Consider the following 18,091-nt stretch of genomic DNA (forward strand, 5'->3'; position numbering starts at 1 on the left):
GGGCGACTCCTGGCGTGAGCGAGGGCTACGCAAGATTCCCTATCACGATTTCACTGCCCGGTTTCAGACGGCACGTCAGCGGTCGGCACGTCAGCGGAGTCGATGTCCGCCTCCAGCCTCCGCAGCCGTTCCGCGTCGCAGACGCGCGGGCAGGTGCCGCATGCCTCGGCGGGGCGGATCGTGTAATAGAGGCAGCAGCCGAGACGGGTGCGGGTCGGATGCCGTTCGCCGTCACGGGTCGTCAGGTGGCGGAAGGCGGCGCCACCGGGGAAGGGTTCGATGGGGCCCGGGAGCAGGGCGTCCACGGCGCGCAGCGCCCCGTCCTCCTGGCCGAGCATGCGGCCCAGGTACCAGATCCCGGAGATGAGATCGTCCCCGGCCATGCCCCACAACGCCCGCTGCCCTCGCCGCAGTTGGGGTCCGATCGCCGTGAGCAGCGGGCGCATGTGCGCGACGACCGCGGCGCGGAGTTCGGTGCGCAGCGACTCCTCGTCGGGCAGGACGAGCGCTCCGGGAAGCCCGGCCGCCGGGTCGTCCGGGAGGCAGGCGAAGGAGCCGGGGACGATCTCGAAGGCGCCGGTCTCCAGATGGGCACGGATGTCCTGCGGGCGGATCCGCGGCACACGCCGATCCAGGTACCAGGCGCCGCTCATCAGGAGGGAGACCGACCAGAGGTAGCCGTGCAGCGCGCGGGACGCGGCGACATCCGGGCGCGGGGTGTGATCGTGACCGGCGCGGATGCGTGCGGCCTCCGCCCCGACGAAGGCTTGCAGTGCGTCTTGACGTGTCGTCAGTTCGGCGCCGGTGAGCCACCCTTGACCCACGGTCGAGCCAGGTTGCGCCACCGTGACGGCGAGCGTCCCGCAGTGCGCGGCGAGCCGCTGATAGGTCGTGGCGAGCAGGGCGGCGGGGCTCAGGGCGGTGGCGGTCGACGCCAGGTCCGGGGCCACGGTCAGCGGCACGCGTAACTCCTTGAAAGGCAGGTCCATCGGTCGTTCGGCGGCGAACCCGTCCACCGCGAACTAGGTAAGGCTTACCTTATTTCTCTTCAACTTGCCTCATCGGGAGCGGCGCGCCGCGCACCCCGTCGTACCGAGTGACCCACGAGTGATCCATGAGTGATCCACGAGTGAGCCGACCCTCACAGCGAGTTGACATCGTTAGGTATACCTAACCTAAACTCTCACCCCGTGTCCAAGATCGCTCGGGCCGTCCCGCCAGGCAGCCTCGTCACGCGGCGGATCCCTCTGCTTCTCGCCGGATTCGGTGCGTTGGTGCTGTGCGCCGCCCTGAGCCTGGCCCTGGGATCACGCCCCGTACCGCTCTCCACCGTGGCCGAAGCGCTCTTCGGCGACGCCCACGGGCGGGACGCGATCGTCGTCACCGGACTGCGCCTTCCGCGCACCGTCGTCGCACTCGCCGTCGGTGCCGCCCTCGGCGTGGCCGGAGCCGTCGCCCAGGGGATCACCCGCAACCCGCTCGCATCGCCGACCACGCTCGGCATCAACGCGGGCGCCGGTTTCGCGGTCGTCGTCGCGATCTACGCCCTGCATCTCACGCGGCCCGTCGAGTACTTGTGGTTCGCCTTCTTCGGGGCCGCGGCGGCCGGGATGCTGGCCCTGATGCTGGCCCGGCGCGCGGGCGACCTCGATCCGGTGCGCCTCGCGCTCGGCGGTGTCGTGCTCCAGATGGTGCTCCTCTCCTGGACCCAGGCCGTGATGCTGGCCGGCGAACGCACTCTGGACGAGGCCCGCTTCTGGCTGGCCGGATCGCTGTCCGGGCGCACCTTCGACGTGCTCTGGCCGGTCCTGCCCACCCTCGTCATCGGCCTGGTGCTCGCCCTCGCGATCTCGCCCGCCCTCAACGCCCTTGCGCTGGGGGACGATTCGGCGCAGGCGCTCGGTGTGCCGGTGGCCAGGATCCGCGTTGTCGGCGGCATCGCGGTCGTATTGCTGGCGGGCTCGGCGGTGGCGGTCGCCGGGCCCGTCGCGTTCATCGGGCTCGCGGCCCCGCACCTGGTGCGGCTCGCGGTCGGCTCCGACCACCGGCTGCTCGTGCCGGGCTGTCTGATCGCCGGGCCCCTGCTGCTCCTGGCCGCCGATGTCCTCGGCCGCGTGGTCGCACGCCCCTCCGAGCTGGAGGTCGGCATCGTCAGCGCCTTCCTCGGCGCGCCGCTCCTCGCGGTCCTGGCCCGGAAGGTGGCGCGATGACCGTCTTCGCCGTACGTGAGGTCAAGGCCGCGCCCACCAGCGCGCGGGTGCGGCAGCGGCGCCGCCTCGCCCTGCTCGCCTGCGTCGGCCTCGCCGCCCTCTTCGCACTCGTCACGCTCGCCCTGACCACGGGTCAGATGCCGCTGCCCGCCTCGGTCGCGCTGCGCGGCCTGGTCGGGCTCGGCGACCCGGCGGACGTACTGGTGGTGCAGGACTTCCGGGCGCCCCGGGTGATCGCCGCGGTCGTGGCCGGGGTCGGGCTCGGGGTCGCGGGCTCGCTGTTGCAGCGGGTGTTCCGCAATCCCCTGGCATCGCCGGACGTGATGGGCGTGACGGGCGGCGCCTCCTTCGGGGCCGTCGTACTGCTCGCCACCGGGGCGTCCCAGACGCTGATCCCGGCGGCCGCGCTGGGCGGCGGCCTCCTGGCCGCGCTGCTGCTCGGGGTGTTCGGCTGGCGCTCGGGGCTGACCGTCACCCGGCTCGTGCTCGTCGGCCTCGCCGTCCAGGCGGGTCTTGCCGCCGCGGTGAACCTCATGGTCGTACGCTTCCCCGCCGAACTCGCGGGCTCCGCACTCCAGTGGACCACCGGATCTCTCTACGGACGGACGTGGACCGAGGTGTGGGCCGCCGGAGGCGCGGTGGCGCTCGCGCTCGTGGCCGCGTTCTCGCTCCAGCGGCGGCTCGCCGTACTGGACCTGGGCGACGAGTCGGCGGGCGGGCTCGGCCTGAACCCGTCGGCCGCGCGGCTCCAACTCCTGCTCACCGCGATCGTGTTGGCCTCGCTCGCCGCCGCGCTCACCGGACCCGTCGCGTTCGTGGCGCTCGCCGTGCCGCACCTGGTGCGGTTCGTGGCCGGTCCGCCGACTCCGGGGACGCTGGCGCTGACCGGTCTGGCGGGGGCGGTGCTGCTGCTCGCCTCCGACCTGGTGGTGCAGCACCTGCTTCCGGTGTCGGGCCTGCCCGTCGGGGTGGTCACCGCGACGCTCGGCGCCCCCTGGCTCCTTGTGCTGATGATCCGACAGAGCAGGCCCGTCAACCGGAGTGCCGCATGAGCCCCACGCCGACGTCCACACCGACATCCACGCCGACGCCCCCCGCCAATCAACTCTCCACGCACGGACTCGATCTGCGGTACGGCGACAAGGTCGTGGTCGGCGGCCTCGACGTGACGCTGCCCGGCGGCGCCGTCACCGCCATCGTCGGCCCCAACGCCTGCGGCAAGTCCACGCTGCTGCGCGGCCTGACGCGGCTGCTCGCGCCCGCCGGCGGCAGTGTCGCCCTGGACGGCGCGGACATCCACCGGATGTCGGCGCGTGCCCTCGCCCGGCGGATGGGCCTCCTGCCGCAGCAGCCGGTGACGCCCGATGCCATCACCGTCGAAGCCCTCGTACGCCTGGGCCGCTACCCCCACCAGAGCTTCCTCAGCCCCTGGTCCGAGGCCGACCAGGCAGCGGTGGACGAGGCCCTGGAGCGCACCGGCACCAAGGAGCTGCGTGACCGGTCCGTGGACCGGCTCTCCGGCGGCCAGCGTCAGCGCGCCTGGATCGCCCTCGCGCTCGCCCAGGACACCGAGCTGCTGCTCCTGGACGAGCCGACCACCTTTCTGGACCTGCGGCACCAGCTCGACGTACTCGACCTGGTCGCCGATCTGCACACCGAGGCGGACCGCACCGTGGTGATGGTGCTGCACGACCTCGGGCAGGCCGCCCGGTACGCCGACCACCTGGTCGTACTCAAGGACGGGCGGCTCGCGGCGGCCGGGGCGCCCGCCGACATACTCGACGCGGACCTCGTCAAAGACGTCTTCGACGTCGACTGCCGGGTCATCCCCGACCCGGAGACCGGCACCCCACTGGTCGTGCCGAAGGGCAGAACCGCCCGCCGCGCCACGGGCGATCCGGCAGTCCCCGCCTGATCGTCGTCCCGTGTGTTCCGTCAAACCCGGGGCACTCCTCTCCACCCCGTCCCACCGTCCCAACCTCCGCTCACAGCAAGGGATCCAGGCCTCATGACCACCAGAAGCCTTCCGCGCAGGCTCAGTTCCGTCCTGCTCACCGTCGTCCTCGGCACCGGCGCACTCGCCGCGTGCGGCGGCTCCGAGGGAGACGACAAGGGGACGGCCGACGCCGCCGCCGACACCGGGTTCCCGCGCACCGTCAAGCACGCCATGGGCAGCACCGAGATCCCCGCACGGCCGCAGAAGGTCGTCGTCCTCGACACCGGCGAGCTGGACGACGTCACGCTGCTCGGCATCAAGCCGGTCGGCGCGGTCTCCCCGCACTTCAAGACCTCGGGCGGCTTCCCCTCGTACCTCAAGGACAAGATCGGCGGGGTGAAGGACGTCGGCCCGATGGAGGAGCCGAACCTGGAACTCATCGCCTCGCTCAAGCCCGATCTGATCCTGTCCTCCAAGGTCCGGCACGAAAAGGTCTACGACAAGCTGGGCGGCATCGCGCCGACCGTCTTCACCGAGACCACGGGTTCCCCCTGGAAGGAGAACCTGAAGGTCCACGCCAAGGCCCTCGGCAGGGAGAGCAAGGCCGACACGGCGCTCAAGAGCTACGAGACGCGCGCCAAGGCCCTCGGCGATTCCATCAAGGCGAAGTACGACGGGAAGATGCCGTCGGCCTCGGTCGTACGCTTCGTCGCAGGACCGACCCGGCTCTACCAGAAGTCCTCCTACAGCGGCATCGTCCTCCACGACATCGGCCTCACGCGCCCGGCGTCGCAGAACTCGTCCGACCCCGAGAAGACGATGCTCGACGTCGGCCCCGAGCAGATCGACAAGGCCGACGCCGACCTGATCTTCGTAACGGTGGCCGACGCTCCCGACAAGACCCAGCAGAAGGACGTCACGTCCAACCCCGTCTGGAAGGACCTGAACGCCGTCAAGAAGGACAAGGTCTTCACGGTCCCGGACGAGACGTGGATGTCGGGCATCGGGGTCCAGGCCGCGGAGCACGTCCTTGAGGACGTGGCCAAGGCGACGGACGTCGAACTGCCCGCGAAGTAGGCGGCCTTCACGGAACCCTCAGGGCCTCTTCGGTGCGGGCCGCTCCACCGGCCCGCACCTCCCCCTCCCCCACACGCACCTCCGCTCGCACCCGGAAGTGGACCCCCGCCATGCGGCTGTACGTCCTTGCCCGCAACCCCACCGACTCGGTCACCGAAGGCTTTCTGCCCGCCGCGCGCAGGCTCGGCCTCGACGTCACCCTCCTCACCGATCAGCCCGATGCCCACCGGCGCGGTCCCGCCCAGGCGACCCTGAAGTCGTCGGAGACCTCGCAGACCCCGGAGACGCCGGAGATCCCGGAGAACCTGGAGATCCTGGAGTGCGACGTGCGCGATTTCCGCGCCGTCATCAGCCGGATCTCCGCACACCACCCCCCCGCCGCCGTCTTCACCAACAGCGACCACCTCCAGACCCAGGCCGCCCTTGCCGCCGAGTACTTCGGGCTGCCCGGCAAGGACTGGCGGGTGGCGCTGCGCACCAAGGACAAGGCGCAGATGCGCCGCCATCTGGCGGCTGCGGGGGCCGACGCGGTCTGGTCGGCGGAGCTCTCCGCCGACCAGGATCCGGCCGAACTCACGGCCCTCGACGTGCCGTTCCCGTGCGTGGTCAAGCCGCGGGAGGGCGTGGCGAGCGAGGACGTGGTGCTGGCCGAGGGGCCGGCGGACCTGATCCGGCGGTGCGCGGAGATACAGGCGCGGCGTCCGGGGGCGGCACTGGTCGTCGAGGAGTATCTCGCCGGGGAGCTGTGCACTCTGGAGACGCTCGGTGACGGCCGTGTCCGGCACGTCCTGGGCGGCTTTCGTACGGAGGTGTCGCCGCCGCCGTACTTCATAGAGGAGCGGATGACGTTCGTCCCGGCGCATCCGGAGCAGGTGACGGCCCAGGTCCTTGCCCAACTGGACGTGCTGGGTGTGGGGTTCGGGGCCTGTCACACGGAGTTCGTGGTGGCGCGGGGGCGGGCACGGCTCATCGAGGTCAACTACCGCGCCATCGGCGACCAGTGCGACCTGCTCCTGGCGCAGCTCCTGGACGTACCGCTCTTCGAGCACATCCTCCGTACGCATCTGGGCGAGCCACTCCCCTCGGACCTGGGCGCGCGGACGGACGGCCGGGCCCGGCTCGACTATCCGTGCGCGCGGAGCTCCGGCACGCTGACGGCCGCGCCGCGCGCCAGCGAAGTGACGGTGGGCGGGGTGCGACTGACGTACCGTCCGCTGCGCGAGGTCGGCGAACGGCACGAACTCCACGGCACCAACCGCGACTTCCTCGGCGTGGTCCGGGCCACCGGCACCGAACAGGCAGCGGTGGACCGGGCCGTGGCGGACTTCCTCGCCGAGCAGCACTGGGAGATCACGCCGTGACGCGCCTGACGGACGGAACGGGCGCGGTACGTTCCACCGCCGAGGGCGTCGAGGGCGAGCTCCTGTTACGTGTGCTGAGCGCGCTTCTGCGCGAGGACGTGGTGGGGTGGCGCACCCGGAGCGAGACGGTGCGGCATCCGGACGGCTTGTGGCTGAGGCTGCCGGTGGCACCACCGGATGACTCCACGGCAGCTGCGGCCCCGCCCAAGCTCCCCGCGCCACACGCCTCCGCGGAAGACGCAGCCGCGTCCGGGATTCCCGCCGCCGAGCACACCGCCGACGCGGGCGGGAGCAGAATGGCCAGCCTGCCAGGCCCGGCACCAACCGCCCCTGCGACACCTGACACCCCGCCCAACAACCCCACCCCACACACCTCCGCAGAACACACAACCGCATCCCAGACTCCCACAGCCGAGCACACCGCCGACGCGGGCGGGAGCAGAAAAGCCAGCCTGCCAGGCCCGGCACCAACCACCCCTGCGACACCTGACACCCCGCCCAACAACCCCACCCCACACACCTCCACGGAACACACAACCGCATCCCAGACTCCCACAGCCGAGCACACCGCCGACGCCACCGAGAGCAGAAAAGCCAGCCTGCCAGGCCCGGCACCAACCACCCCTGCGACACCTGACACCCCGCCCAACAACCCCACCCCACACACCTCCGCAGAACACACAACCGCATCCCAGACTCCCACAGCCGAGCACACCGCCGACGCCACCGAGAGCAGAGAGGGCGGGCTGCCGGGTGCGCCACCAACTGGCCCCGCGGCAGCTGAATGCGCCGCCGGAGCCGCCGCCTCGCGGCCTGGCGGCGACGGCACCGGACATCCGCCGATGTCGGCCGGGAGCGCCCTCGGCGCGGGTTCCGACGGGTGTGGGCCCGGCGACGCCCTGCTGATGCCCGTCCGTCCTGACGGCTATCAGGCAACGTACGCCGCCCGGCTCCCCCTGCTCCGACGCGAGTCCGACGGCGTCGAACTCACCGACACCGGCAGCATTCTGTCCGCCCTGCGTGACCTCGCCGACCCTGTCGACCGCGGCGGGTTCGAGGCGCTCGCCGTGGAGTGCGGGCAGGCGCTCGACGCCATGCGGCTGCACGTCGCGACGAGGGACGAGGTGGACGCCCTGCTCACCGGGCGGTACGGCAGCGAACCCGCCGACTGGACCGGACTCGCGGGCGGGCTCGGCCATGACGCCCTCGCCGCGCGGGCGGATCATCCGGTGTATCCGACTTCGCGCGGCCGCTCCGGCCTCTCCGTCGCACAACTGCGCGCTTACGCACCCGAGTTCCACCCCACCTTCGCGCTGCGCCAGCTCGCCCTGCCCCGCGAGGCCCTCACCGTCGGCGGCGGCACCGATGCCTGGCTCTCGCCCCGCGAGGCAGGCGTTCCCGAGCTCGAAGGGAGCCATCTCGTGCTCCCCGTGCACCCCTTGACCGCGGACGGCCCTCTGCGGGACGCGCTGCGCGAGGCGGGGCTGGAAGAGCGGGCCCTGCTCCTCGACGAGCCAGGACCCGACGTCGTACCGACCCTGTCGATGCGCACCGTCGCCCTCGCCTCGCACCCCACGCGCCACCTCAAACTGCCGCTCGCCACTGCCACCTTGGGCCTGCGCAATCGGCGCACCATCAAGCCGGGCACCCTCGTCGACGGCGCCGCGGGCCAGCGGCTCGTCGAAGCCGTCATCGCCCGCGAGCCACGGTTCCAGGGTGTCGTCCTACACGCGGACGAAACCCGCTTCGCGCACGCCGGGCACGAACTCCTCGCCGTGCTCCTGCGTTGCTACCCCGCCGGTCTCGACGGCGCCGCCGTCGTGCCGATGGCCGCGCTCCTGTGCCCGGCACCCGGTGATGGCCGGCTGATCATCGACCACCTCGCCGAACGCTTCTACGACGGCGCCCCCCTCGCCCTCCTGGACGCCACGCTCACCCTCCTCTTCGACTGGCAGACCACCCTCTTCGCCTACGGGATCGCCCTGGAGTCGCACCAGCAGAACATCTCGCTGGTGATCGACCAGGGCGCGGACCGCCGGACCCGGCTGCGGCTGCTGTTCAAGGACAACGACGGGCCGCGCATCAACCTCGCCCGGCTGCGCGATGCCATGGGGCAACAGGCGGCGGAGTACGGCGTGTTCGATGATGCGCGGATCTTCGTCGACGGTGATCTGCCCGTGCTCGACGTGTTCACCACCATCACCCTCCACCTCTGCGCGGGCTCATACGCCTTCGGTCTCGCCCGGCACGGCCACGCCCCGCTGGAGCGGCTGCTCCGGCTGGTGCGCGACCGGCTCGCCGAGGCCGCGGACCGGCTCGGCACGGGCCCCGGCGAACCCGGCGCGCTCCTGCGGACGCACGTCCTGGACGCGGCGGAACTGCCCGTCAAGGCGATGGTCACCGCGGGCACCCTGCTCTCCAAGGAGCGCTCCGGGGCCGCCGACATCAACAAGCACTACACGACAGGGCCCAATTACCTGCGGATGACGGGGACTTCATGATGGCCACCGCATCGTCGGCGCACGCCCTTTCGGAGGGCCCGTCCGTGGGCGCGGGATTCGGGCGTCGCCAGGTGCACGCCGTCGCCGCCTGCTACTTCGTCGCGTCCTTCGCCGCGCTCGGTCTGCCCCCGTACCTCACCGCGATCCTCCCGGACCTCGGCGACGCGAACGCCCGCTGGGCCGGGCTCCTGTACGTCGTCCCGACCGTCTTCGGCGCGCTCGGCGCGCCCCTGTGGGGCCGGGCAGCCGACCGCTTCGGCCGAAAACGGCTGCTCCTGCGCGCCCAACTCGGCCTCGCCGTCTCCTTCTTGCTGGCCGGCTGGGCCGACTCGCTCGGCGCGTTCGTCACGGCACTGGTCCTGCAAGGCGTCCTGGGCGGCACGTTCGCCGCGTCCAACGGATACCTCGCCGCCGCGCTGACCGGTTCGGGCCTGTCCAAGGCGCTCACCTTGATGCAGGGTGCCGCGCGGGCAGCGCTCGTCCTCGCGCCGATCCTGGTCGGCTCGCTCGCCCCCTGGGTCTCGCCGCACCGCCAGTACGCGCTGCTCGCCGTCCTGCCACTGGCCGCGGCCGCGATGCTCGCCGCTCTCCCCGAACCCACGGCGGACCTCTCCGTCGCCACGCCGACCGAGGCACCGGACGCCGCCGCCCCGCTCGCGCCGCTCAGGGCGCTCTACGCCTTCGAGTTCGCCTTCGTCTTCGCCACCGTCATCTCCTTCCCCTACCTGATCGCTCTGGTCGAGGACCGAATACCCGGCGTCTCCCCGGTCGTGTCCGGCGCGCTGTTCGCCCTGCCGCACCTGTGCTATCTCCTGTTCGCACTGCGGGTGCACCAGGCCGTCGAGCGCCGCCCCATGCAGGGGATCGCCGCCGGGTTCGGTCTGGTCGCGCTCGGTCTCGCCGGGCACGGCGCCGCCGACTCGCTCACCGCGTTCACCGGCGTACGGCTGCTGCTCGGCGCCGGCCTCACCCTTGGCCTGGTCAGCCTGTCCGTGCTGGCCGCCGAGTGCGCCCACGGCCGACCCCCGGGCGGGATGTTCGGCACGCTGGAGCTCGTCTCCAAAGGGGGCGCGGTCGCCGCCGGTCTCGCGGCAGCGGCCGGCAACAGCCTCATCGGCCTGCCCGCGCCCCTCCTGACCGGCACCGCGATCGCCCTGGTCGCGCTGGCCGCCGCCACCCTTCCCGCCCTGTTCCGCCGCTCGCCCCGCATCCGCTGGAGCCGTTGATGTCCTTGCCGACCGGCACGTTCTCCGCCCCGTCCTGGGCGCCCGCCAAGGCCGCCGCCCTCACCGCAGGCGCCCACGTCGCCGGCGCCGCACCCATCCGTCTGCCCAGCGCCGACCAGGCGGTGACGCACACCCTCCTCAACTGCCTCCTGCGCGAGGTCTCGGGACCCGAGCACCAGACCGCCGTCGTCGGCGGCGACCTCCTGCTCCGGCTGCCGCGCCGCGGGGTCCTCCTGCGCGTCGCGCTGCGCCGCGCGTCCCTCCTGGGCGCCCACCGTTTCACCGGCCCGGTGACCGAACAGTGCGACGGCGCCTGGGTGGAGGTGGACTGGCCGCGCCTGGCCGAGTACACGCACGCCGAGCTCTCGCTGCGTACGGGCGTGCGCAACGAGGAGTTCCTGGAGCAGATCGCCTCCAGCCACCAGGGCGTCAGCGCCGCGCTCGCCGCCGACCGTCCGGTGCCCGCCACGGAGAACGCCCCGAAGTGGCTCGCTCACTACCTCGCCTCCGAGCAGTCCCTGCTGTTCGGCCACCGTTTCCATCCCACCCCCAAGGCGCGCGGCGGCGACCTCGCCGACTGGTCCGCGTACGCCCCCGAGACCGCGGCGGCCTTCCCGCTGCGCCATCTCGCCGTACGGGACCACCTCGTCGCCGAGGAGACGGCGCGGCCGGATGCCACGGCCCCGCTCGACCGCCTCGGGACGGTGCCGGACGGCTACCGGCTGCTTCCCGTGCACCCCTGGCAGTACGACCTGCTGCGGGAGCACCCCGGGCTGCGTGCCGCCCTGGACCGCAGGGACGTCATCGACCTGGGACCCTGCGGCGCGCCCTTCGCGGCCACCGCATCCGTGCGCACGCTGTACGACGGTGACACCTTCCTGAAGTTCAGCCTGAACGTCCGCATCACCAACTGCCTGCGCAAGAACGCCAGTTACGAACTGTCGGGCGCCGTCGCGCTCACCCGCGTACTCGAAGGAGCCCTGGACGACCTGGCCGCCCGCTTCCCGGGCAGCGCCGTGCTCCGCGAGCCCGCCTACCGCAGCCTGGCGCTCCCGGGGCCCGACGGCACTCCCGACCTGGCCCTCCTGGAGGGCTTCGGCGTCATCGTCCGCGAAGGCCTGGCCGGACGGCTCCTTCCCGGTACGACACCGCTGCTCGCCGCGGCCGTCGCCGACGAGTATCCGACGGGCCCCGGCCACATCTCCCGCCTGCTCGAAGGCGCGGGGCCGCAGCGTGCCCTCGGGTGGTGGCGGACCTATCTGCGGCTCCTGCTGCCCCCGGTACTCGCCGCGTACTTCGACCACGGCCTGGTGCTCGAACCGCATCTGCAGAACGTCCTCGTCTGCGTCGACGACGACGGCATGCCCGCCCAGGTGCTCTTCCGCGACCTGGAAGGCACCAAGCTGCTCCCCGAGCGGCACGCCAAGACCCTGGCCGCGCTCCCGCCCGAGGTCGCGGCCCCGATGACGTACGACGCGCAGCGCGGCTGGGACCGCGTCGTCTACTGCCTCCTGGTCAACCACGTCGCCGAGCTGCTCGCGGCCCTCGCCGACCTGCACCCGCACACCGAGCCCGCGCTGTGGTCCCAAGTCCGTGCCACCGTGCAGGAGTTCGCCAACGCGCACGGCTGCCCGCCCCGGCTCAGCGCCCTGCTCGCCGGAGTCCCGCTGCCCGCCAAGGCCAATCTGCTCACCCGCTGGGAGCGCAAGGCCGACCGGGACGCGGGGTACGTCCGCCTCACCTCACCCTTTCCGCTCGCCGAGCACGTACGGGACCTGGGTACCCGCACCGACGCACCTTGGAGCACCTCCGAATGACCGCCCCCACTCCCGTCGTACGTGAGCACGCCCTCGGCCTCGCTCCGCAGGAGCTGCCCGCCTATCTGTACGACCTGTCGGCGCTTGCCGCGCATGCCGCCGCCGTGCGCGCCGCGCTCCCCCCGCAGGTCGAGCTCTACTACGCCGCCAAGGCCAATCCGGAGCCGGAGATCCTCACCGCGCTCGGGCCGCACGTCGACGGCTACGAGGTCTCGTCGGGCGGTGAACTCGCCCATGTGGCCAAGGCAGTGACGGGCCGTCCGCTGGCCTTCGGCGGGCCCGGCAAGACGCCCGACGAGATCACGGCCGCGCTCGAGCTCGGCGTGGAGCGCTTCCATGTGGAGAGCGCGTACGAGCTGGGGATGCTGGCCGCGCTCGCAGCCCGCGTCGTGCCGCACGCCCGCGTCGGCGTCCTGCTCCGGTTCAACCTCGACCTCAACGCCGCGTCCCTGGCGGGGAGTTCATTGGCGATGGGCGGACGGCCGACTCCGTTCGGCATCGACCCGGGTGAGGCGGACTCCGTGGTCGCACGGTTCACCGACGGCAGCCTCCCCCAGCTGCGTCTGCTCGGCGTGCACGCCCATCTGGCCAGCGGACTCGACGCACCACGGCAGCTGGCGGTCGCCGAATCCATCGTGACCTGGTCGCAGGCGCTCGCCCGGCGGCACGGCATCCGCCTCGCGGAGGTGAACGTCGGCGGCGGCATGAGCGTGGACTACGCGCGGCCCGGCGCCCTCTTCGACTGGGCCGCGTACGGGGACGGCCTCGCCGGGCTCTGCGCCGCACACCCCGAACTGACGCTCCGCATCGAGCCGGGGCGGTCGTTGACCGCGTACTGCGGCTGGTACGCGACCGAGGTCCTGGACGTGAAGCAGAGCCACGGCGAGGAGTTCGCGGTGGTGCGCGGCGGCACCCACCATCTGCGCACCCCCGCGGCCAAGGGCCACGATCAGCCCTGCACCGTGCTTCCCACCCGCGAGCCGTGGCCGCATCCCTGGCCCCGGTCGGAGGCGCTTCAGGACCGGGTGACCTTCGCGGGGCAGTTGTGCACCCCGAAGGACGTCCTGTCACGGCAGGTTCCGGTGGCGGGGCTGCGGGCCGGGGACAGGGTGGTGTTCGCGATGGCGGGTGCGTACGCGTGGAACATCTCGCACCACGACTTCCTGATGCACCCGGGGCCGGGCTTCCACTTCCTCTGACCATCCGTGGTGAGCGCCCGGCCCTCGCTCGCCCTCACCCTCGCCCTAGTAACCCTGGGACCACCGCACGACGTTGTGCAGCGGCTCTCCGCCGGAGAGCCGCTGCCAGTTGTCGGCGAACAGGTCGATGACGCGCTCCGTCTCGTCGCGCGAGCCGCCCGCGGTGTGCTGGGTGAGGATGACGTTCGGGCAGCTCCACAGGGGGTGTCCGGCGGGCAGCGGCTCCTCGCGGGTGACGTCGAGTACCGCGCCGCCGAGGCGGCCGGACGCGAGGGCGGCGACCAGGGCGTCCTCGTCCGCGAGGGTGCCGCGACCGGCGTTCACGAAGACCGCGCCGGGGCGCAGCCCGTCGATGCGCCGCCGGTCGAAGAGGTCGGCTGTCCCGGCCGTACCCGGAAGGAGCCCCACGACGATGTCGAACTCGGAGAGCCTGGCGTCGAGTTCATGCCGGGTGCGGATGTCGCCATCACTCCGCGCGAAGTGCGCGACGGAGCAGCCGAAGGGCGCGAGCAGTTCGGCGAGGCGCAGAGCGATGGACCCTCTGCCCAGGATGAGGACGTTCGCGCCGCCCAGGAGCCGCAGTCCGGGCCGGACGTCGAGCTTCGACCAGCTCTCCCTGGTGCGGAGTCCCGCCAGGACGTCGACGCCGCGGTAGAGCGCGAGGATGCCCGCGAGGCAGGTCTCAGCGACGGGGTCGGCGAAGAGCCCGCCGAGGTTGGTGACGGTGAGGCGCTGCCCCAGGGCCGGCCAGTCGAGGCCGACGTAACGGTCGATGCCGACGGACGCGAGCTGCAGCCAGCGCAGCTGCGGCGCCTTCTCCACCCAGTCCGGCCTCGGGTTGCCGAGGGCGATGTGGGACTCGGCCAGGACACGCGCGTCGTCGGTGGATCCGGAGTCCGGTTCGGCGAACCAGACCGGGCCCGGCGCGACGGCGCGCAGCCGCTCCTGTTCGGCGGCGTCGAGCGCCAGCTCCACGTACAGGCCGGCGTCCGGTGGCAGGGCGGCCCGGTCGAAGGCCTGCGGAGCATGTGGTGCACGGACCATTCCTGATACCCCCGTGGTAAGGAAAGCGCTGGTGAACGCACGTTCACCGAACTTAGGGGGTTCGCTCCACGGGGGTCAACAGCGATCTGTCCGGAGCTGCCGGTCGGCCGAGGAAGGGGCGGAGGAGGGATCAGGCCCCGGTCGTGGAGCCGGGCCTGATGATCATGAGGACGGTGACGGTGGCCCAGAGGAGGTTGAACACGCCCGTGTACATGGCCAGTTGGGCACCGGTGCGCTCGCCCACGGCCACCACGCCCGCCCCGTCGGCCGGTTGACGACCCATGCCGTCGCCGCCCTTCTCGGTCACCGCTTCGAGTGCCGCCTCCTGGCGCGGCAGGACAAGGATGATGAGCACCACGGCCGCGGCCATCGTGAGGATGATCGAGGCGATCAGCCAGGCGCTGCCGAGCACGCCCAGGCTGCCTGCGGTCGCGAAGCCGGTGACGGGGACGGCGACGCCGACGAACGCGTACACCGAGCAGATGCGCTGCAGCAGCCGCAAGGACGCGACGGCCGCCGCGTCCTGCGGGTCGGCCTGGGCGCGGCGCAGGGCCGGGGGGAACATGCTGGCGGCGACGGTGACCGGGCCGACGGCGAGAATGGCTGCCAGCACATGGAGCGTCAGGAAGAACTTGGTCACAGCGGGAGCCCTCGGGATTCGGAGAACGACGAAGAACGACGGATGTCGGCGGAGAACTGCGGAGGTCTGACGGCTCCCGAACGGGACCCGGTCGCCGAGATTAGCGAGCGCCTCCGGCCGCCGACAGTGGCATTAGTGACACGCTTCGCAGAGATACCGCCATCGACTCCCTGGCCTGCTTCTCGACCGTCCCGACCGATACGAGAAGGCCGAACCCCCTGCACACGCGCTTGGCGGGATGGCGACTCTGTCGTACGTTGCCGCCATGCATACCGTGGCCGTCCTGGCGCCGGACAACGTCATCCCGTTCGACCTGTCCACCCCCATCGAGGTCTTCAGCCGTACCCGGCTGCCGGGCGGCCGGGCCGGCTACCGGGTGCGGGTGTGCGCCGCCGCGCCGCAGATCGACGCCGGTCTGTTCACGCTCCGGGCGCCGTGGGGCCTGGAGGGGCTCGCGGACGCGGACACGGTCATCGTGCCGGGCATCGCCGACGTGTCCCGGCCGGTCCCCGACGCGGTGCTCGACGCGCTGCGGGACGCGGCGGCCGACGGCACACGGATCGCCTCCATCTGCGCGGGCACCTTCACGCTCGCCGCGGCAGGCCTCCTGTCCGGGCTCCGCGCCACCACGCACTGGGCGGCCGCGGCCAGACTCGCCGAGCGCCATCCCGACATCGACGTCGACCCGGACGTGCTCTACGTCGACAACGGCCAGATCCTGACGTCCGCGGGCGCCGCAGCCGGGCTCGACCTGTGCCTGCACCTGATCCGCCGGGACTACGGCTCCGCCGTCGCCGCGGACGCGGCCCGCCTCTCGGTGATGCCGCTGGAACGCGAGGGCGGCCAGGCCCAGTTCATCGTCTGCGAGGCGCCGCCCACACCGCAGGGATCGGAGCTCGAACCGCTCCTGCGCTGGCTGGAGGAGAACGCCGAACGCGAGCTCACCCTGGAGGACATCGCGGGCCGTGCGGGCATGAGCACCCGCACCCTGCTGCGCCGCTTCCGGGAGCAGACGGGCAGTACGCCGCTGCAGTGGCTGCACCGCACGCGCATCCGGCAGGCGCAGCACCTGCTCGAAACGACGGGCCACACCGTCGAGCGCATCGCCGTCCAGGTCGGCTTCGGCTCGCCCACCGCCTTCCGCGACCGCTTCAAGCGCGTCGCCGGTGTCAGCCCGCAGGCCTACCGCAAGGCGTTCCAGTGAGGCAGGCGCAGGGGCGGAGCCAGGGACAGCGGCCCGCGGTGGCGCTCAGGCCTTCCGCGCCTCGACGAGACACCAGTGCGGGCTGCCGTCGCCCCGGCGGCCGAACTCCTCCAGCGGATGCAGCCGCGCCGTGAACCCGGCCCGGCGCAGGTCGTCGAGGACACCCCGCAGCGGGAACGTCCGGTAGTACATGACGAACGGCGGACGCCACAGCAGGTTCCGCACCCGCATCACCCCGTCGAAGCCGAGCAGCGCCCAGTACAGCGGCGAGGTCAGCGGCTGCGGCGCGCCGATCGGAAAGGCGAATGCGCCGCCGGGCTTCAGCGCTCCGTGGACCTGCGCGAAGAGCCGGGGCCTCTCGGCGGGCAGGAAGTGGCCGAACGCCCCGAAGCTCACCGCCAGATCGAAGGCCTCGGCGAAGGGCAGGGCACGCCCGTCGGCCCGCACCCACTCCACCGCGGGCCCACCGTCCCCACGGGCGACCGCCGCCCGTGCCCTGGCCAGCATCCCGGCGCTGAAGTCGACGCCGATGACCCGCTCACGGCACAGCGGCAGCAGCGTCTCGACGCCCGCGCCGGTCCCGCAGCAGACATCGAGACCCGCTTCGAACGGCCCGAGACCACGCAGCGTGTCCGCGACCGCGTCGAGCATCCGGTCGGGGGTACGGAACGGGGTGTGGTCGAACTTGGGGGCCAGCAGGTCGTAGCCGTCCTCGATGGAGGAGAGAGCCTGCACGGTCAGTTCGCGGAGTGTGGGGCCCTGAGAGGTGAACACCGTCCCCACCCTAGTCAGCGGAGGGGCGGTTCAGCGGAGGGGTGGACAGGGGCTCGACCCCGGACAAACCTGGGCATATCTTTGTAATGACGGGCGACTCGGAAGATAGGGGGTCGTCATGGTCGAAGAGCTGCTCACAGCAGGGGCCGCGGTCGCGGCTGCCGGATTTGTGTACGTGGTGTCGGCGGCCCGCGTGGTCAAGCAGTACGAGCGGGGCGTGGTGCTCCGTCTCGGCCGGCTGCGGGAGAACATCCGCGAGCCGGGTTTCACCATGGTGGTCCCCGGCATGGACCGGCTGCACAAGGTGAACATGCAGATCGTGACGATGCCGGTGCCCGCGCAGGACGGCATCACCCGGGACAACGTCACGGTGCGTGTCGACGCGGTCATCTACTTCAAGGTCATCGACGCCGCCGACGCGGTGATCAAGGTCGAGGACTACCGCTTCGCGGTCTCGCAGATGGCCCAGACGTCGCTCCGGTCGATCATCGGCAAGAGCGATCTCGACGACCTGCTCTCCAACCGCGAGAAGCTCAATCAAGGCCTGGAGCTGATGATCGACTCTCCCGCCCTCGGCTGGGGCGTGCAGATCGACCGGGTCGAGATCAAGGACGTGTCGCTCCCGGAGACGATGAAGCGCTCCATGGCCCGGCAGGCCGAGGCCGACCGTGAGCGGCGGGCCCGCGTGATCAACGCGGACGCCGAACTACAGGCCTCCAAGAAGCTGGCCCAAGCCGCGCACGAGATGGCGGACGAGCCCGCGGCGCTCCAACTGAGGCTCCTGCAGACGGTGGTCGCCGTGGCCGCCGAGAAGAACTCGACGCTCGTACTGCCCTTCCCCGTGGAGCTGTTGCGCTTCCTGGAGCGGTCCACGCAGGCACAGCCGCCTTCGCCCGCACCACCCGCCCCCGCGGCGGAGCCGATTCCGAAACGACCGACCGCGGCATAGGCCTGATCCCAGCCGTTCGGGCCTAAACCCGCTTCGGAGGCGTTCTTGGACAACAGCGGAGCATCGGGCTTTGACCAGCGGGCACGGAGGACGGGCCGGGGCGGCGTCAGCGACTCGTAGCCGTCGTCATGGCCGGTTACCGCCAGGAGGTCT

The 18,091-nt window shown here is 72.0% G+C and carries 14 protein-coding genes and 1 pseudogene; 11 read left to right on the forward strand and 4 right to left on the reverse strand.

All coding sequences use genetic code 11. The features are described 5' to 3' along the window. Positions 1-50: 50 nt before the first annotated feature. Positions 51-956 (reverse strand): (2Fe-2S)-binding protein, encoded by a 906-nt coding sequence (locus tag M4V62_RS03725; RefSeq protein ID WP_249592685.1) that lies wholly within the window; start codon positions 954-956, stop codon positions 51-53. Positions 957-1,190: 234 nt separating this feature from the next. Here M4V62_RS03725 and M4V62_RS03730 point away from each other — a divergent pair, with 234 nt between their 5' ends. The 9 genes from M4V62_RS03730 to M4V62_RS03770 all read left to right on the forward strand — a co-directional run bounded on the left by M4V62_RS03730 (position 1,191) and on the right by M4V62_RS03770 (position 13,327). Then, positions 1,191-2,210, forward strand: a complete 1,020-nt coding sequence (locus M4V62_RS03730) for a FecCD family ABC transporter permease (RefSeq protein ID WP_249585757.1) — start codon at positions 1,191-1,193, stop codon at positions 2,208-2,210. Then, positions 2,207-3,262 carry a FecCD family ABC transporter permease gene (locus M4V62_RS03735; protein ID WP_249585758.1) on the forward strand — a complete coding sequence of 352 codons (1,056 nt, stop codon included), beginning with the start codon at positions 2,207-2,209 and terminating at the stop codon, positions 3,260-3,262. The genes M4V62_RS03730 and M4V62_RS03735 overlap by 4 nt, the downstream gene beginning before the upstream one ends. Continuing rightward, positions 3,259-4,125, forward strand: coding sequence for an ABC transporter ATP-binding protein (locus tag M4V62_RS03740; RefSeq protein ID WP_249585759.1), 867 nt, complete (start codon positions 3,259-3,261; stop codon positions 4,123-4,125). The genes M4V62_RS03735 and M4V62_RS03740 overlap by 4 nt, the downstream gene beginning before the upstream one ends. Positions 4,126-4,218: 93 nt before the next feature. Then, positions 4,219-5,223 carry an ABC transporter substrate-binding protein gene (locus M4V62_RS03745; protein ID WP_249585760.1) on the forward strand — a complete coding sequence of 335 codons (1,005 nt, stop codon included), beginning with the start codon at positions 4,219-4,221 and terminating at the stop codon, positions 5,221-5,223. A 110-nt stretch (positions 5,224-5,333) separates the two neighbouring features. Then, on the forward strand, positions 5,334-6,584 hold the full coding sequence (locus tag M4V62_RS03750; protein ID WP_249585761.1) for an ATP-grasp domain-containing protein: 1,251 nt from the start codon (positions 5,334-5,336) through the stop codon (positions 6,582-6,584). Between the two features lie 905 nt (positions 6,585-7,489). After that, positions 7,490-9,085 (forward strand): IucA/IucC family protein, encoded by a 1,596-nt coding sequence (locus M4V62_RS03755; RefSeq protein WP_425574972.1) that lies wholly within the window; start codon positions 7,490-7,492, stop codon positions 9,083-9,085. Beyond that, positions 9,085-10,311 (forward strand): MFS transporter, encoded by a 1,227-nt coding sequence (locus M4V62_RS03760; protein WP_249592686.1) that lies wholly within the window; start codon positions 9,085-9,087, stop codon positions 10,309-10,311. Before M4V62_RS03755 ends, M4V62_RS03760 begins: the two co-directional genes overlap by 1 nt. Beyond that, entirely contained in the window at positions 10,311-12,128 is a 1,818-nt protein-coding gene (locus M4V62_RS03765) for an IucA/IucC family protein (RefSeq protein WP_249585763.1), read from the forward strand. The genes M4V62_RS03760 and M4V62_RS03765 overlap by 1 nt, the downstream gene beginning before the upstream one ends. Continuing rightward, the gene (locus tag M4V62_RS03770; protein ID WP_249585764.1) at positions 12,125-13,327 is read left to right on the forward strand and encodes a type III PLP-dependent enzyme; all 1,203 of its coding nucleotides are present in this window, start codon (positions 12,125-12,127) and stop codon (positions 13,325-13,327) included. Before M4V62_RS03765 ends, M4V62_RS03770 begins: the two co-directional genes overlap by 4 nt. Before the next feature lie 45 nt (positions 13,328-13,372). Here M4V62_RS03770 and M4V62_RS03775 read toward each other — a convergent pair whose 3' ends face one another. Together M4V62_RS03775 and M4V62_RS03780 are read right to left on the reverse strand one after the other, a co-directional pair. Beyond that, on the reverse strand, positions 13,373-14,371 hold the full coding sequence (locus tag M4V62_RS03775; protein ID WP_249585765.1) for a D-2-hydroxyacid dehydrogenase: 999 nt from the start codon (positions 14,369-14,371) through the stop codon (positions 13,373-13,375). Positions 14,372-14,501: 130 nt separating this feature from the next. Then, entirely contained in the window at positions 14,502-15,011 is a 510-nt protein-coding gene (locus M4V62_RS03780) for a hypothetical protein (protein ID WP_249585766.1), read from the reverse strand. A 265-nt stretch (positions 15,012-15,276) separates the two neighbouring features. Here M4V62_RS03780 and M4V62_RS03785 point away from each other — a divergent pair, with 265 nt between their 5' ends. Beyond that, positions 15,277-16,215 carry a GlxA family transcriptional regulator gene (locus M4V62_RS03785; protein WP_249585767.1) on the forward strand — a complete coding sequence of 313 codons (939 nt, stop codon included), beginning with the start codon at positions 15,277-15,279 and terminating at the stop codon, positions 16,213-16,215. A gap of 45 nt (positions 16,216-16,260) precedes the next feature. On the opposite strand, the gene M4V62_RS03790 is transcribed toward M4V62_RS03785, so the two are convergent. Continuing rightward, positions 16,261-16,989 (reverse strand): class I SAM-dependent methyltransferase, encoded by a 729-nt coding sequence (locus tag M4V62_RS03790; RefSeq protein ID WP_249585768.1) that lies wholly within the window; start codon positions 16,987-16,989, stop codon positions 16,261-16,263. A 118-nt stretch (positions 16,990-17,107) separates the two neighbouring features. Here M4V62_RS03790 and M4V62_RS03795 point away from each other — a divergent pair. Further along, positions 17,108-17,932 (forward strand): annotated as a pseudogene (locus tag M4V62_RS03795) (slipin family protein); the annotation flags it as partial. Positions 17,933-18,091 lie beyond the last annotated feature (159 nt).

Source organism: Streptomyces durmitorensis, assembly GCF_023498005.1.
Lineage (GTDB): Bacteria > Actinomycetota > Actinomycetes > Streptomycetales > Streptomycetaceae > Streptomyces > Streptomyces durmitorensis.